At 67.8% G+C, this 15844-nt stretch carries 17 protein-coding genes; 8 read left to right on the top strand and 9 right to left on the bottom strand.

The genetic code is table 11. The features are described from left to right. Window positions 1–185: 185 nt before the first annotated feature. Window positions 186–1643: a serine/threonine-protein kinase gene (locus SK803_RS19960; protein WP_319967530.1), complete on the top strand. Its 1458-nt coding sequence runs from the start codon at window positions 186–188 to the stop codon at window positions 1641–1643. Here SK803_RS19960 and SK803_RS19955 read toward each other — a convergent pair. The 6 genes from SK803_RS19955 to SK803_RS19930 all read right to left on the bottom strand — a co-directional run bounded on the left by SK803_RS19955 (window position 1640) and on the right by SK803_RS19930 (window position 8426). Further along, window positions 1640–2911 (bottom strand): thymidine phosphorylase, encoded by a 1272-nt coding sequence (locus tag SK803_RS19955; RefSeq protein ID WP_319967529.1) that lies wholly within the window; start codon window positions 2909–2911, stop codon window positions 1640–1642. The two genes, SK803_RS19960 and SK803_RS19955, sit on opposite strands and share 4 nt — an antisense overlap. Next, entirely contained in the window at window positions 2908–3297 is a 390-nt protein-coding gene (locus SK803_RS19950) for a cytidine deaminase (protein ID WP_319967528.1), read from the bottom strand. The genes SK803_RS19955 and SK803_RS19950 overlap by 4 nt, the downstream gene beginning before the upstream one ends. After that, a complete protein-coding gene (locus SK803_RS19945) occupies window positions 3290–4543 on the bottom strand; it encodes an ABC transporter permease (RefSeq protein WP_319967527.1) in 1254 nt (417 codons plus the stop codon). The genes SK803_RS19950 and SK803_RS19945 overlap by 8 nt, the downstream gene beginning before the upstream one ends. After that, window positions 4540–5616 (bottom strand): ABC transporter permease, encoded by a 1077-nt coding sequence (locus tag SK803_RS19940; protein ID WP_319967526.1) that lies wholly within the window; start codon window positions 5614–5616, stop codon window positions 4540–4542. Before SK803_RS19940 ends, SK803_RS19945 begins: the two co-directional genes overlap by 4 nt. Further along, complete coding sequence (locus SK803_RS19935) at window positions 5616–7214, bottom strand: ABC transporter ATP-binding protein (protein ID WP_319967525.1); 1599 nt, start codon at window positions 7212–7214, stop codon at window positions 5616–5618. Before SK803_RS19935 ends, SK803_RS19940 begins: the two co-directional genes overlap by 1 nt. Window positions 7215–7295: 81 nt before the next feature. After that, window positions 7296–8426, bottom strand: coding sequence for a BMP family lipoprotein (locus SK803_RS19930; RefSeq protein ID WP_319967595.1), 1131 nt, complete (start codon window positions 8424–8426; stop codon window positions 7296–7298). 713 nt (window positions 8427–9139) lie between these two features. On the opposite strand from SK803_RS19930, the gene sdhC reads away from it, so the two are divergent. The 4 genes from sdhC to SK803_RS19910 are packed head-to-tail and all read left to right on the top strand — an operon-like array spanning window position 9140 to window position 12531. After that, window positions 9140–9562: a succinate dehydrogenase, cytochrome b556 subunit gene (gene sdhC / locus SK803_RS19925; RefSeq protein WP_093591546.1), complete on the top strand. Its 423-nt coding sequence runs from the start codon at window positions 9140–9142 to the stop codon at window positions 9560–9562. Between the two features lie 2 nt (window positions 9563–9564). Then, window positions 9565–9972, top strand: a complete 408-nt coding sequence (locus SK803_RS19920; RefSeq protein ID WP_086660969.1) for a succinate dehydrogenase hydrophobic membrane anchor subunit — start codon at window positions 9565–9567, stop codon at window positions 9970–9972. Window positions 9973–9994: 22 nt separating this feature from the next. After that, on the top strand, window positions 9995–11749 hold the full coding sequence (gene sdhA / locus SK803_RS19915) for a succinate dehydrogenase flavoprotein subunit (protein WP_319967524.1): 1755 nt from the start codon (window positions 9995–9997) through the stop codon (window positions 11747–11749). Beyond that, window positions 11749–12531 carry a succinate dehydrogenase iron-sulfur subunit gene (locus tag SK803_RS19910; protein WP_319967523.1) on the top strand — a complete coding sequence of 261 codons (783 nt, stop codon included), beginning with the start codon at window positions 11749–11751 and terminating at the stop codon, window positions 12529–12531. Before sdhA ends, SK803_RS19910 begins: the two co-directional genes overlap by 1 nt. A gap of 85 nt (window positions 12532–12616) precedes the next feature. Here SK803_RS19910 and SK803_RS19905 read toward each other — a convergent pair whose 3' ends face one another. Continuing rightward, window positions 12617–13105, bottom strand: coding sequence for a hypothetical protein (locus SK803_RS19905; RefSeq protein ID WP_319967522.1), 489 nt, complete (start codon window positions 13103–13105; stop codon window positions 12617–12619). 149 nt (window positions 13106–13254) lie between these two features. Next, the gene (locus SK803_RS19900) at window positions 13255–14520 is read right to left on the bottom strand and encodes a D-alanyl-D-alanine carboxypeptidase family protein (protein ID WP_319967521.1); all 1266 of its coding nucleotides are present in this window, start codon (window positions 14518–14520) and stop codon (window positions 13255–13257) included. Window positions 14521–14581: 61 nt separating this feature from the next. Here SK803_RS19900 and SK803_RS19895 point away from each other — a divergent pair, with 61 nt between their 5' ends. Further along, window positions 14582–14809, top strand: coding sequence for an SCO4848 family membrane protein (locus SK803_RS19895; RefSeq protein WP_319967520.1), 228 nt, complete (start codon window positions 14582–14584; stop codon window positions 14807–14809). 8 nt (window positions 14810–14817) lie between these two features. Then, window positions 14818–15168, top strand: a complete 351-nt coding sequence (locus SK803_RS19890) for a hypothetical protein (RefSeq protein ID WP_319967519.1) — start codon at window positions 14818–14820, stop codon at window positions 15166–15168. Window positions 15169–15264: 96 nt separating this feature from the next. Here the strand turns inward: SK803_RS19890 and SK803_RS19885 are convergent, their stop codons facing one another. After that, entirely contained in the window at window positions 15265–15630 is a 366-nt protein-coding gene (locus tag SK803_RS19885; RefSeq protein WP_319967518.1) for a hypothetical protein, read from the bottom strand. Between the two features lie 10 nt (window positions 15631–15640). Here SK803_RS19885 and SK803_RS19880 point away from each other — a divergent pair, with 10 nt between their 5' ends. After that, window positions 15641–15823 carry an LPXTG cell wall anchor domain-containing protein gene (locus tag SK803_RS19880; protein WP_319967517.1) on the top strand — a complete coding sequence of 61 codons (183 nt, stop codon included), beginning with the start codon at window positions 15641–15643 and terminating at the stop codon, window positions 15821–15823. Window positions 15824–15844: the final 21 nt, after the last annotated feature.

Raw genomic sequence — 15844 nt, 5'->3', positions numbered from 1 at the left:
CCTGAGCCCCCACTCGTGGAACGGCCCCGGAGCTGCTGCTCCGGGGCCGTTCCGCGTCTGTGCTCCAGACCACACCGGACCGGACGGTCGAACCGGCCGCCCGCGGCACTCGTGACCATGTTGGGAGCGCTCACATCGCCGTCGACATGCTCGCCGCATCTGGGGGCGTCCAGAAGGGGTAGTCCGTGCAGCAACAGCGAGTCATCGCCAACCGCTACGCACTGGTCGCCGAGCTCGGCCGCGGTGCGATGGGCGTCGTGTGGCGCGCCCAGGACCAGCTGCTGGGCCGGGCGGTCGCGCTCAAGGAGCTGCATCCGCCGCAGGGCATGGCCGCCGAGGAACGCAATGTGCTCGAGGAGCGCATGCTCCGGGAGGCGCGGACTGCCGGTCGGCTGAACCACCCGGCCGTGGTGACTGTGCACGACATCATTCGCGAGGACGGGCGCACGTTCCTCGCGATGGAGTTGGTGGACGCGGCTGACCTGGCCACCATCGTCGAGCGGCACGGGCCGCGGGACTCGGTGTGGATGGCGGGTGTCGCGTTGCAGGCGTTGGGGGCGTTGGACGCCGCGCATGCCGCCGGCATCGTGCATCGGGATGTGAAGCCCAGCAACATCATGGTGCGGCCGGACGGCACGGCGAAGCTCACCGACTTCGGCATCGCGCAGACGATGGACGACCCCCGGCTCACCCACAACGGCGGCATCGTCGGGTCGCCCGCGTACATGTCGCCGGACCGGCTCCAGGGCTGGGAGGCCTCGCCGGCGTCGGACCTGTGGGCGCTCGGGGTCACGATGGCGCACGCGGTCGAGGGCATCAGTCCGTTCGAGCGCACGTCCACCGCGTCCACGTTGCACGCGGTCATGAACGAGCCGCCGGTGTTGCGACGGGCTTCGCCACAGCTGGCCGAGGTGATTCGCGGGCTGCTGACCGTGGATCCGGCGCGGCGCATGAACGCGGCTCAGGCGCGGGCGATGCTGGTAGCGATCGTTCAGGGCACGGCGCCGGTTCCGGTGCAGCAGCAGCCCAAGAAGAACAACACGATGGTCAAGGTCGCTGCCGTGGCGCTGGGTGCCGTGGTGCTCGCCGGGGCCGCGTTCGCTGGTTACGTGGCGTTCAAGCCGAAGCAGAACACGGCGAGCGGGCCCACCAGCAGCGCTCCCACGTCGGAGAACTCCACCGAGTGGAGCACCGACACCAACCCGCTGCCGGCCGGTGCCCCGTTGCTTTCGCGGCGGATCGCCACGTTCGGGCGCGGCGGCGACATTCCACAGTGGAATCTCACGGGTACGGAGTGCGCGAAGGACTTCCTCACGCAGGGGGCACCGGTGCCGGGCAGCGTGCCGTGCGACAAGCCGCACAGCATCCAGCTCTTCGCCGCCGCGACGCCGTTGTGGGACAAGCCGAAGGACATCGCCTACCCCGGCGTCGAGTACCTCGCCGACTTCACGAAGAAGTACTGCGCGGAACAGTTCCGGGCCACCGCGTCGCGGTCCAAGGACGCGCTGGGCTTCACCGGCATCGTGCCGACGGAGCAGGAGTGGAAGGCGTACAACGACCCGACCACCCCTGGCCGCCAGGAGGTGTTGTGCGTGGTGTGGAAGCAGGACCGCGCGCCCCTCGCCGGGACGCTCGTCGGTTAGCCGCGGATGGTGTCGATCACCAGCGGACCGGCGGCCACCTCGCCGCCGACGGTGAAGGCACCTTCCAACGCCTGCAAGGCACCCTCGACGGCGTCGGGGGTGTCGGTGTACAGCTCGAGCAACGGCTGCCCGGCCTCCACGACGTCACCGGGCTTGGCCAGGCACATGACACCGGCCCCTGCCTGCACCGGATCTTCCTTGCGGGCCCGGCCGGCACCCAGCCGCCAGGCGGCCACACCGACGCCATAAGCGTCCAAAGAGGACAGTACGCCGGACGCAGGTGCCTCGACCACGTGCTTGTGCGCCGCAACGGGCAACGCGGCATCAGGGTCACCGCCCTGGGCGCGGATCATCCGTGCCCACACCTCGTAAGCCTCACCAGAGGCCAGCACCGCCGCCGGGTCGACGGAAATCCCGGCCAGCGACAGCATTTCCGCGGCCAGGGCCACGGTCAGCTCGACGACGTCAGCAGGCCCGCCACCACGCAACACGTCCACGGACTCGGCGACCTCGACCGCGTTGCCGACCGCGCGTCCCAGCGGCACCGACATGTCGGTCAGAAGAGCGGAGATCCGCACGCCGTGCTCAACCCCGATGGCCACCAACGCCTCAGCGAGTGCACGAGCGGAAGTGAGGTCCTTCATGAAGGCCCCAGAACCGACCTTCACGTCCAGGACCAGCGACTCGGCCCCCTCCGCGATCTTCTTCGACATGATCGAGGAAGCGATCAGCGGAATGGCCTCGACGGTCCCGGTGACGTCCCGCAACGCGTAGAGCTTCCGGTCAGCGGGCGCAAGTCCTTCGGTGGCAGCACAAACCACCGCGCCGACGTCGGAGAGCTGCGCCATGATCTCCGAAGTGGACAGTGCGGCCCGCCACCCAGGGATCGACTCCAGCTTGTCCAGCGTCCCGCCGGTGTGGCCGAGCCCGCGCCCCGACAACTGCGGCACGGCGGCACCGCAGGCCGCGACCAGGGGCGCCAGCGGCAGTGTGATCTTGTCGCCGACGCCGCCGGTCGAGTGCTTGTCCACGGTCGGGCGGGAGACGTGCAACGACAAGCGCTCGCCCGACGAGATCATCGCCTGCGTCCACCGCGCGGTCTCGGCGGAAGTCATGCCGTTGAAGAAGATCGCCATCGCCAGCGCGGACATCTGCTCGTCCGCGACGGCACCGCGCGTGTAGGCGTCGATGACCCAGTCGATCTGCGCGTCCGACAACACCGCACCGTCGCGCTTGGCGCGAATCACGTCCACAGCGGAGAAACTCACGGCAGATCCTCCGGTCCGAACGCGTCCGGCAGCACTTCGGTCATCGGCAACGGACCGCGCGGCGTGTCCACCAGCAGCGCGCGCCCGCCCAGTTCATAAAGGACCTGACGGCACCGGCCACAAGGCATCAGCAACTCGCCGGACCCACTCCGGCAGGCAACGGCGACAAAGCGCCCGCCACCCGTCAGCTGGAGTTGGCCCGCCATCGTGCATTCCGCGCAGAGCCCGACGCCGTACGAGGCGTTCTCGACGTTGCACCCGGTCACGATGCGGCCGTCGTCGCACAACGCCGCCGCACCGACCTGAAGCCCGGAGTACGGGCAGTGGGCGAACGACGCCGCTTCCACTGCCCGTGCCCTGAGCAGATCCCAGTCAACTTCAGCCACGTCGATAGACCAGACCATCAGCGGCCGGCATCCGCAACCGCTGCGACGCCACGGCCAGCACGGCCAGCGTCACCATGTGCGGCGCGTACGACACGAACTCGCCGGGGATCTCGTCGAGGCTGATGTACAGCAGGTACAGCAGCACGGCCACGACGATCGCCGCCGCCGCGGAGAACCACCTCTGCCGAATCAGCTGCCACACCACGATCACGGCGAGCAGGATCACCACGCCGTAGACCAGCGCCAGCACCGTGTCGCCGCCGGAACGCAGCTGCAGACCGTCCGCGTAACCGAACAGCGCCGCGCCACCCAGCAGACCACCCGGCCGCCAGTTGCCGAAGATCATCGCGGCCAGGCCGATGAAGCCGCGGCCGCCGGTCTGACCCTCCAGGTAGGACAGCTGACCGGGGTTGAGCACCAGCGCGGCGCCACCCAGGCCGGCGAGACCACCGGAGACGATCACGGCGACGTACTTGTGGAAGTACACCTTCACGCCCAGTGAGTCCGCGGCGTACGGGTTCTCGCCGACCGAACGCAGGCGCAGGCCGAAGCGGGTGCGCCAGAGCAGGTAGTACGAGAGCGGCACGAGCAGGATCGTCAGCATCGTCAACGGCGAGACACCGGTGACCAGGCCGCGCAGGATGCCCGCGACGTCGGAGATGAACAGGCGTTGCCCTGCCTCCAGCTCGCCGAGCCAGTCCGCGAGACCGCCCGCCGAGTACGTGTCGAACGGCGCGACCGGCGGTGACTGGCGCGGGTTGTGCGACAGCGGGAAGAACAGCAGCGTCGACAGGTACTTCGTGATGCCGGCGCCGAGCAGGTTGATCGCCACACCGGAGACGATGTGGTTGACGCCGAACGTCACCGTCGCGATCGCGTGCAGCAGACCGCCCAGCGCGCCGAACACCACTGCCGCGAACAACGCGGCCCACGGACCCCACTGGTAGCCGGCCCACGCCGCGCCCCAGGTGCCCATGATCATCATGCCTTCGAGGCCGATGTTGACCACGCCCGCGCGTTCCGCCCACAGACCGCCGAGACCGGCGAGCAGGATCGGCAACGCCAGGCGAACCGCGGTCTGGGTCGTGCCGGAGGACGTGAGCTGCGGGAACCCGGTCTGCATCGAGGTGATCGACAGCAACGCGATCGCGCCGGCCACACCGATCATGCCGACGGCCCAGCCTGGGATCTTCCGCTTGCGCGGCGCCGCCGGGATGTGCGGCTTCTCTTCCAGTGTCGAGATCACGCGACCACCTCCGGGACGGTTCCGAGCTCACGGCCGACGCGACGCTGTTCCGCGGCCAGTTCGAAGCGGCGCACCACCTCGTACGCGACGACGACCGACAGGACGATCGAACCCTGCATGATGGTGACGATCTCCCTCGGCACCCCGACGTTGTCGAGCGCGAGACCCGACTTGTCGAGGAACGCCCAGAGCAGCGCGCCGAACGCGATGCCACCGGGGTGGTTGCGGCCGAGCAGCGCGATCGCGATGCCCGAGAATCCGATGCCCGCGGTGAAGTTCAGGCTGAACGTGTGGTCGCGGCCGAGCAGTTCCGGCAGCGAGATCAGGCCCGCGATGGCGCCCGAGAGCAGCATCGAGACCAGCACCATCTTCTTGGCGTTGACGCCACCGGCCGACGCGGCGGTCGAGGACTCGCCGGACGCGCGCAGCTCGAAGCCGAACCTGGTGCGGTTCATCATGATCCAGTAGCCGATGCCGAGCGCGATGGCGACGAAGAGGAAGCCGAACATCGTGCCGCCGCCACCGAACGAGATGCCGGGCATCCAGCCGCTCTCCGGGATCTCCGGCGTGCGGATGTTGTTGCCCCGCAGCTCACCGAAGATGTCCTGGCGGATCAGATAGGCGGACAGGCCGATCGCCAGGCCGTTCATCATGATCGTCGAGATGACCTCGTTGACGCCGCGGGTCACCTTCAGGATCGCGGGGATCGCGGCCCAGGCGGCACCGGCGATCGCCGCCACGATGATGATCACCATCGTGTGGATGCCTGGCGGCAGCGCGACGGAGCCACCGACGACCGCGGCGATGACCGCCGCGACCCGGTACTGGCCCTCGACACCGATGTTGAACAGGTTCATCTGGAACCCGATCGCCACCGCCAGCGCCGCGATGTAGTAGATGCCCGTCGAGTTGATGATGTCGATGAAGGTCGTGCCCTTGCCGACCTGCGTCACCATCACACCGAACGCGCGGAGCGGGTTGGCGCCCGAGATGATCAGCGCCACGCCGCACAGCAGCATCGAGAAGACGATCGCCAACGCGGGCGGCAGGAGTTTGCCGCGCAGGTGTCCCATCAGTTCTCGCCTTCCTCAACCGCGGCGGTCTCCTGACCAGTGCTGGTTTCCTTTACGGCAGCACTGGTCGCACCCGCACCCGTCATCGCGCTGCCGAGGTCCTCGGGCGTGACGGTGTTCGGGTCGGCGTCGGCCACCAGGCGGCCGCGCAGCATGACCTTGATCGTGTCCGACAGGCCGATCAGCTCGTCCAGGTCGGCGGAGATCAGCAGCACGGCGAGGCCGGCGGCACGGGCGCGCTTGATCTCGTCCCAGATCAACGCCTGCGCGCCGACGTCGACACCGCGGGTCGGGTGCGAGGCGATCAGCAGCACTGGGTCGCCGGACAGTTCGCGGCCGACGACGAGCTTCTGCTGGTTACCACCGGAAAGCGCGGCCGCGAGCGCGTCGATGCCAGGCGTGCGGACGTCGAACTCGGTGATGATCCGCTCGGTGTCCTTCTTGGCGCCGTCCGTGTCGAGCCAGATGCCCCTGGCCGTCGGCTTGCGCGTCTGGTAGCCGAGAATCCGGTTGTACCAAAGGGGTTGCGTGAGCAGCAGGCCGTGCCGGTGACGGTCCTCTGGGATGTAGCCGATGCCCGCCTCGCGTCGTGCGAGCGTACCCAGCTTGGTGAGGTCCTTGTCCTGCAACGTGATCGTGCCGCTGCCGGCCTTGCGCATGCCCATGATCGTCTCGACCAGCTCGGTCTGGCCGTTGCCCTCGACACCGGCGATGCCGACGACCTCGCCGGAACGGACGGCCAGATCGACGTCGTCGAGGATCGGCCGCGAGCCGTCCGGGGTCATCAGGCGCAGGCCCTTGACGTCGAGCACGACCGTGTCGGTGACGGTGGACTCGCGAGTCTCCGGGCTGGGGAGCTCGCTGCCGACCATCATCTCGGCGAGCTGGCGCGACGACACGGTCTTCGGGTCCGCGCTGCCCACGGTCGTGCCGCGGCGGATGACCGTGACCGAGTCCGCGATCGCGCGGACCTCGTCGAGCTTGTGCGAGATGAACAGGAACGTGTAGCCCTGCGCCTGCATGCCGCGGACGGTGTCGAAGAGCTCGTTGACCTCCTGCGGCACGAGCACGGCGGTCGGCTCGTCCAGGATGATCACCTTGGCACCGCGGTAGAGCACCTTGAGGATCTCGACGCGCTGGCGGTCCGCGACACCGAGCTGCTCGACCAGCACACCGGGGTCGACGTTGAGCCCGGTCCTGCCGGACAGCTCGATGATGCGCCTGCGGGCCTTCTGGCCGATGCCGTGCAGCGCCTCGGCGCCCAGGACCACGTTCTCCTGGACGGTGAGGTTGTCGGCGAGCATGAAGTGCTGGTGCACCATGCCGATACCGGCCTTGATGGCGTCCGCGGGGTTGCGGAACCGCATCTGCTCTCCGCCGACCTCGATGGTGCCCTCGTCCGGCGCCTGCATGCCGTAGAGGATCTTCATCAGGGTCGACTTGCCCGCGCCGTTCTCGCCGCAGAGCGCGTGCACCTCGCCGCGGCGGACGGTCAGGTGCACGTCGCTGTTGGCGACCACACCGGGGAATCGCTTGGTGATGCCAGTGAGCACCACAGCGGGGGGATCGTCCGTCCGTACGGACGTGGAACTGCTCATCGGCGAGTGCTCCTCCTACCACGCACCAGGCCCTGTGAGGGGCAAATCCTCACAGGGCCCGGAGTACGTGCGGCTATCGGACTACGGCTTGTCCGCGACCTTGATCTTGCCCTCGATGATCTGGGCCTTGTAGCCCTCGAGGATTCCCTGCAGCTTGGCGTCGATCTTGCCACCCGACGTGGCGTAGCCGACACCGTCCACCTTGAGGTCGAAGACCTTCGGCAGCGACGCGAGGTCGTTCTTCGCGACCGCCTTGATGAAGTCGTAGACCGCGACGTCGACGCGCTTGAGCATCGACGAAACGATGACGTCCTTGGTGTCCGCGACGGTCGCCTGGTTGTACTGGTCGGAGTCGACACCGATCGCCAGCACGCCACCCTGCTTGGCGGCCGAGAAGATGCCCTTACCGGACGCGCCAGCGGCCTGGTAGATGACGTCGGCGCCCTTGTCGATCTGGCCCTTCGCGGCTTCCTGGCCCTTCGGGGCGTCCTGGAAACCGGTGAAGTCACCAGCCGGGGTGATGTACTTCTTCTCGATCTGGATCTTCGGCGCGGCGGCCTTGGCACCCTGGAAGTAGCCGGCCTCGAACTTCTGGATCAGCGGGATCTCGACGCCGCCCACGAAGCCGACGTGGCACTTCTTGCTCTGGTACGCGGCGATGACGCCGGCCAGGAAGGAGCCCTCCTGCTCGGCGAACAGCAGCGGCGTGACGTTGGCCGCGCCCTCGACGGCCGAGTCGACCAGGCCGAACTTGACGTTCGGGAACTCCGCGGCGACGAGCTTCATCGACTCGGCGTAGGCGAAGCCGACACCGAGGACCGGGTTGAAGCCCTCGGACGCCAGCTGGCGCAGACGGGTCTGCTTGGCGGCCTCGTCCTCGTTCGGGGCGGCGGAGAGCTCGCGCGTGTTCTCCTTCTTCACGCCCATGTCCGCGATGGCCTTGTCCATACCGGCGGCGGCGGAGTCGTTGAACGACGCGTCGCCACGGCCACCGATGTCGTAGGCAAGACCGATCTTCAGCGCACTCGCGTCCACCTTGGCACCGTTAGCGGAGCTGGTGTTCGAGGTGGCAGGCGCGGTAGGAGGCGTAGCGAACTCGCAAGCGGCACCACTGCCGGTGTTCGAGTTGGTTCCGCCACCCGAGTCCTTCGCGCAGGCGGCCATAGTCATCACGCTGGTCAACGCGATCGCGGCGACCGCGACACCACGCATACGACGACGCACGGCTCGTCTCCTCCCTGAGGTTCCTCCCCAACGACGTTGTTGGGTCCTAGACGCGGCACCGTACCTCTTAGTAACCAACCTCGTTGCCCTCAGCACCTACAAAGCGCCCTATCGGTTACGTATTCGACGCATAGCCCGCACAAGTGGTGATCAATCGTGTTCGGCGCGTGGCAATACGTCCTCTTCGTTCGCTTCCGCGCAGTAGTCGTCGTCCGAATGGAGCAGCCCGTGACGCGGCTCCGCGCGACGGGCACAGCGCCGCCGTGCCGTTGACTCCGCAATGTCAGCCGCTTGACCGCCGTTGACCTGGCGTTCGACGTTCGACGAAATTTCTTCGGCCGAACTTTGAACCGGTCGCGGTCACTCCGTCGTGTAGAGGGTGGCAAGTGCCCTTGCCGACGACGGCGGCCCGGACCAAGGCGGAGGTCCGAGCCGCCGTCCTGCATTTCCGGCCGCACGCGGGGCCCTTTCGTGCGCTCCGATCGCACGAAAGCGCCCCGCGTGCGCTCAGTTTGTGGCGTGGACCGCATTTCCGAATCGATCAAGACCGCTTGGCCGATCGACAGCGTGTCTCATCGATCACAGAGCGGGTGCGCCTGCTGGGTCCGTTCCGACGCGCGGGACTAGGATTTTCCGGTCATGGTCGGCACGAGAAGAACTGTTCGCCGACCCACCACCACTGACGTTGGAGGCCGCGGCGCATGACCAGCGCAGGCGCACCCGAGCGGTCGGGCACCACCCGAGGGGGTGGGACGCTCTACCGCGGTGATCTGGGCATGTGGTCCTGGGTCGCCCACCGGATCACCGGTGTCCTCACGTTCTTCTTCCTCTTCACCCACGTGCTCGACACCGCACTCGTGCGGGTGTCACCGAACGCCTACGACGCGGTGATCGAGACGTACAAGAACCCGATCGTCAACCTCTTCGAGGTCGGCCTCGTCGGCGCGGTGCTCTACCACGCGCTGAACGGGATCCGGGTCATGCTGGTCGACTTCTGGGAGAAGGGCGCCAAGTACCAGCGGGTCATGCTCTGGACCGTGCTGGCCGTCTGGGTCGTCGTGATGATCCCCGGCTTCTACTTCATGATGGAGCGCACGATCTCCGACCTGGTTGGGGGTCACTGACCATGTCTCTCGCACTCGACAAGCCCCGTCAGCCGCGCCGTCCCGCGGCCCGTCGCAGCAACGGCGAGCTCTACAGCTGGCTGTTCATGCGCCTTTCCGGCCTGCTGCTCGTGGTCCTGGTCCTGGGCCACCTGTTCATCATGAACATCCTCGACGGCGGCGTCCACAAGATCAACTTTGGTTTCGTGGCCGGCCGCTGGGCGTCCCCGTTCTGGCAGTTCTGGGACCTCGCGATGCTCTGGCTCGCGCAGATCCACGGCGGCAACGGCGTGCGGACTGTCATCAACGACTACGCCCGCAAGGACTCCACCCGGTTCTGGTTGAAGATGCTGCTCTACGTCTCGATGGTGCTGATCATCTCGCTCGGCACGTTCGTGATCTTCACCTTCGACCCGAACATCTCGAACTGACCCGCGCGGGGAGCCCACCACAATGCAGTTCCACAAGTACGACGTAGTCATCATCGGCGCTGGTGGTGCCGGAATGCGCGCGGCGATCGAGTCCGGCCAGCGCGCCCGCACCGCGGTGCTCACCAAGCTCTACCCCACGCGTTCGCACACCGGCGCGGCCCAGGGCGGCATGTGCGCCGCCCTCGCCAACGTCGAGGAGGACAACTGGGAGTGGCACACCTTCGACACGATCAAGGGCGGCGACTACCTGGTCGACCAGGACGCCGCCGAGATCATGGCGAAGGAGGCCATCGACGCCGTTCTCGACCTCGAGAAGATGGGCCTGCCGTTCAACCGCACGCCCGAGGGCAAGATCGACCAGCGCCGGTTCGGCGGGCACACGCGCAACCACGGTGAAGCCGCCGTGCGCCGCGCCTGCTACGCCGCGGACCGCACCGGTCACATGATCCTGCAGACGCTGTACCAGAACTGCGTCAAGCACGGCATCGAGTTCTTCAACGAGTTCTACGTCCTCGACATCTGCCTGACCGAGACGGAGAACGGCCCGGTCTGCACCGGCGCCGTCGCGTACGAGCTGGCGACCGGCGAGATCCACGTCTTCCAGGCCAAGTCCGTCGTGTTCGCGACCGGTGGTTTCGGCAAGGTCTTCAAGACCACGTCGAACGCCCACACGCTGACCGGCGACGGCATGGGCATCGTCTTCCGCAAGGGCCTGCCCCTGGAGGACATGGAGTTCTACCAGTTCCACCCGACCGGTCTCGCCGGTCTCGGCATCCTGCTGACCGAGGGTGCCCGCGGCGAGGGCGCGATCCTGCGCAACGCCTCGGGTGAACGGTTCATGGAGCGCTACGCCCCGACCATCAAGGACCTGGCGCCGCGCGACATCGTGGCCCGCTCGATGGCCCTCGAGGTGCTGGAAGGCCGTGGCGCCGGCCCGAACAAGGACTACGTGCTGCTCGACTGCACGCACCTCGGTGCCGAGGTGCTGGAGACGAAGCTGCCGGACATCACCGAGTTCGCGCGCACCTACCTCGCCGTCGACCCGGTCGTCGAGCCCGTCCCGGTGTACCCGACCGCGCACTACGCGATGGGTGGCATCCCGACGAACATCCACGGCGAAGTGCTGCGGGACAACGACAACGTCGTTCCCGGCCTCTACGCCGCCGGCGAGTGCGCGTGCGTCTCGGTGCACGGCGCGAACCGCCTGGGCACGAACTCGCTGCTGGACATCAACGTGTTCGGCCGCCGCGCGGGCATCGCCGCCGCGGAGTACGCGCTGTCGCGTGAGTCGCACGTCGACCTGCCGGAGAACCCGGCCGCGTCCGTCGAGGCGCAGGTCGCCCTGGCGTTGTCGGAGCACGGCCAGGAGCGCGTGGCGGACATCCGCACCGAGCTGCAGGCCACCATGGACGCCAACGCGTCCGTGTACCGCACCGAGGACACGTTGAAGAAGGCGCTGCACGACGTGCAGGCCCTGAAGGAGCGCTACGCGCACATTCAGGTGCAGGACAAGGGCAAGCGCTTCAACACGGACCTGCTGGAGGCCGTCGAACTCGGCTTCCTGCTGGAGCTGGCCGAGGTGCTCGTGCACGGCGCGCTCGAGCGCAAGGAGTCCCGCGGCGGTCACGCCCGCGAGGACTACCCGAACCGCGACGACACGAACTTCATGCGCCACAGCATGTTCTACAAGCAGGGCGACGGTCTGACCGCGGACATCCGGATGGACTACAAGCCCGTCACCTTTACCCGGTACAAGCCGATGGAGCGCAAGTACTGATGACCGCCACCACCGAAACCGCCGCCGGCTCGCGCGGCGCTCAGCCTCCGGTTCCGGACGGCGCTGTCACGGTCACCGTCAAGGTCCGCCGGTTCAACCCGGAGTTCGACGACGAACCGCGCTGGGACTCCTTCGACATCCCCGCCCTCCCGTCGGACCGCGTGCTGAACCTGCTCCACTACATCAAGTGGTACGTGGACGGCACGCTGACGTTCCGCCGCTCCTGCGCACACGGCATCTGCGGCTCGGACGCCATGCGCATCAACGGCGTGAACCGCCTGGCGTGCAAGGTCCTGCTGAAGGACCTGCTGGAAAAGGGCGACAAGCACACCACGATCACCATCGAGCCCATCAAGGGCCTGCCGGTGAACAAGGACCTGCTCGTCGACATGGAGCCCTTCTTCGAGGCGTTCCGCGCGGTCAAGCCGTACCTCGTGACCTACGGCAACGAGCCGACGCGCGAGCGCATCCAGTCGGTCGCCGACCGCGAGCGCTTCGACGACACCACGAAGTGCATCCTGTGCGCCTGCTGCACGACCTCCTGCCCGGTCTACTGGGCAGAGGGCTCGTACTTCGGCCCGGCGGCGATCGTGAACGCGCACCGGTTCATCTTCGACTCGCGTGACGAGGGCGCCGAGGAGCGGCTCGACATCCTCAACGACATCGACGGCGTGTGGCGGTGCCGGACCACGTTCAACTGCACCGACGCCTGCCCGCGTGGCATCCAGGTCACCAAGGCGATCCAGGAAGTGAAGCGCGCGCTGCTGTTCAAGCGCGTCTGATCGTTCTCGCTGTTTCGAGGCGCCGCGTTCCCGTTGGGGGCGCGGCGCTTTCTCGTTGCACGGGTGAGGAATCCGGCTGGCCGACCTAGGTCTGATCGCCGAGGCCGGTGCACTGCCGAGTCCGGGCCTTTTCCAGCAACGTCGGCGTGCCGTCCAGGTACACCTGCCACGACATCGTGCAACCCGAATTGACCGGCCCGTCGTCGTTGCTCACGGTTCGATCAACGATGAGGCAGAACACGCCCGCTGTCTTGCAAGCCCCGGCCTTGTCCTTGCCCAGCGAGTAGACCTCGTTGATCGCGAAGTCGAACAGGAGTTCCCCGGACGGCCGACTGTTCGACGTCGTCACACCAGCACCGCCGGTCGGCGGGACCGCGGTGACGGGTTTCGGCGGATTCGTCGTCCGACCCGCGGCTGACGTGGCGGATTGGGTGTCACCACCGCCACCAGCCGCGAAGAACACCCCGATGATCACCGCCAGCGTGGGGACGCCGATCCAGCCCAGAATCTGCAGGACGTCCGCCGTGCGTCCGATGCGTCGCCACCAGGCCTCTTCGGACTCCTGCTCGTTCATGATTCAGCTTCGCGCCTTCAGCTCATCGAACAGAGACACCTTCCTCGTCGCAGCCACGTGGCCCGCTCGTTACGCACTCCGCGCATGAAGGTGGCCGCCACAGCGAAGGCCCGGTGCTCGATGCACCGGGCCTTCGGGGGTTCTGGCTCTCAGACGCCCTGTGCCGCCTGCGCGGCCTGGCGGCGTGCCCGTGCCGCCTTGGCCCGCTTGCCGCGGACGTAGAGGAGCAGACCGGCCAGCAGGGCGATGCCTGCCGCGGCCGTGATCGGGAGACCGACGGTGCCGAACGCGGTCGGCGTCGGGCGGCCCGTGCCGTTGTCGCTGGCGGCCACTTCGTTGGAGGCCTCGTTGTTCTGGGTCGTGACGACGTTCGGCTTGGGCTGCGGGGCGCCGTCCACCAGCTTGCCGACGCCGCCGGGGCCCATCGCGAAGCCGTAGTCGAGCAGCTTCGAGGCCTGGGCGTCGATGCGGGTCGGAGTTTGCTGGCCGCGCAGCAAGACGACGACGAGGCGGCGGCCGTTGCGTTCGGCGGCGCCCACGTAGGTGTGCTGGGAGTCGTCGGTGAAGCCCGTCTTGCCGCCGAGCGCGCCCTCGTAGTTGGCGAGGAGGCGGTTGTCGTTCGTCAGCATGATCGTGCCGCCGTTGCGGCCAGGGAACTGGGCCTGCTGGAGCTTGATGGCCTGCGCGAACTCGTCGTACTTCATGGCGCCGCGGAAGATCAGGCCCACGTCGTAGGCCGACGTGCTGGTGCCGGGGGCGTCGAGGCCCGACGGGGTCACGGCGCGGGTGTCGAGGGCGCCGAGTTCCTTGGCCATGGCGTTCATCTTGCGCAGGGCGTTCGGGACGCCGCCGAGCTGACGGGCCAGGGTGTGCGCCACGTCGTTGCCCGACGTGAGCAGCAGGCCGTGCAGCAGCTGACGGACCGTGTACTGGCCGCCGTCCTTCAGACCCACGCAGGTGCACTCTTGCTGCGTGTCCTCGGCGCTGGCGGTGACGACGAGGTCGCCGCGCAGTTCCTTGGCCACGACCATCGCCAGCAACACCTTGATGACGCTTGCGGGGCGCTGACGGCCGTGCGGGTCGTACGCGGCGATGACGGCGCCGCTGTCCATGTCCGCGAGCAGCCACGAGGCCGCCGTGATGCCGCTCGGCGGTTGGGCCGAGTTCGGCGGCAGGATCAGGCCGCACTCGCCCAGCCGGTCACCACCGATCGGCTTCTCCGGCACCTCGAGCGCGGTCGGGGCCTTCTGGCCCGGCGCCGGCTGCTCGGACGTGTCCACCGGTGGCGGTGGGGTCTCGCGGTTCGCGCATTGAGCCGAGCCGGCGGCCTGCTGTGCGGTGCCGGTCGGTGCGGCGAACGCGGCTGTGGCCGTTGCTAGGACCAGGGCGACGATGAGCCGTTTGGTGAAGGGCACGCCTCCAGGCTATCCACCCCCGTTTAGCGGCTTGCACGCACCACGTCCGATACTGGTCGCCGTGAAGCTCTCGCGCCCGATGTCACTCTTCCTGGTGGCTTTCGGAGTGTGGTCGTGGGTGATCTGGCCCACGTTCCTGAAAAACATCTGGAACGACGCTCGTTCGTTTAGCGACGGACCTACCGCTTTCTTCACGGTGCACCTGGTGCTCGTGATCGCCTCGCTCGTGTTCGGCACCGTCATCGGGGTGCTGGGCGTGCGGGGCTTCCTGGCCACTCGACGTCGATAGGAAACGCTGTGGAGTTCGTACGCCTGCTGCTGGTGTTCCTGCACCTGCTGGGCATGGGCATGCTCGTCGCGATGATCATGTTGCAGGCCAAGGCCGGCAAGGACGCGCCGGTCAACAAGGGCTGGCTGCACGGCGCCGCCCTGCAGCTCCTCACCGGCGTCGCGCTGGTGGGCATTGACCCGCTGGTCGACTCGGTGAAGTACGACCACATCAAGATCGGCGTGAAGCTGCTGGTCGTCGTGGCCATCGCCGTCGTCGTGGCGATCAACGTCAACAAGCCCAAGGCCCCGTCCTGGCTGATGCCGACCGCCGCGTCCCTCGTCGTGCTGAACATCGGCATCGCGGTCTTCTGGACCTGATCGAGGGATGTCGCGTCCACGCGTGGGTGACGTGTGCGCGCGGCACGCGCGACCTGCGGTATCCGGGCGCAACCATCGGTCCATGTCACGTATCGCCTACATCGGTGTTCTCGCCGCGGGTGCGGTGTTGACGGTCGCTGGACTGTCAGGTGCCGGACCGGAGGCCTCGGCCTCCGGCGACGGCCGTGTGTGCGCCGCCGCGTGGTGCCCGAAGGACCGTCCGGGGTGGCGCTCGCCAGAAGCAAGAGGCGAGCCCACGACGACGACGAAGCCGAGCACCACCACGACCAAGCCGACGACGACCACGTCCTCCACCACCACGAGCACCACGACGTCAACGACCACAACGACGTCCTCGTCGACGACGACCAAACCGCCGACGTCTACGTCGACCACCACGACGACGACGCCCGCAACGTCGACGAGCACCACCACCACGCCACCGGTTTCCACAACGACCACCACCACTCCGGTGACCACGAAGCCGCCGACGACGACCAAACCGGTCGCCGCACCCCCGCGCCACCAGGACAACCGCCTGGCCAACACGGGTGCCTCGTCGATCGGCTGGCTGGTGGCACTCGGCATGCTGCTCGCCGTCGCGGGCGCGCTCATGCTGCTGATCGACCGCGCGAGGAACGCCCTCCGCCGCTGACCGCCAGAAACTGTCGGTGGT

Origin of the sequence: Lentzea miocenica, from assembly GCF_033949945.1 — a bacterium.
Taxonomy (GTDB): domain Bacteria; phylum Actinomycetota; class Actinomycetes; order Mycobacteriales; family Pseudonocardiaceae; genus Lentzea; species Lentzea miocenica.
Note: the sequence above shows the minus strand (reverse complement) of the source record. Positions and strands in the feature narration are given on the sequence as shown.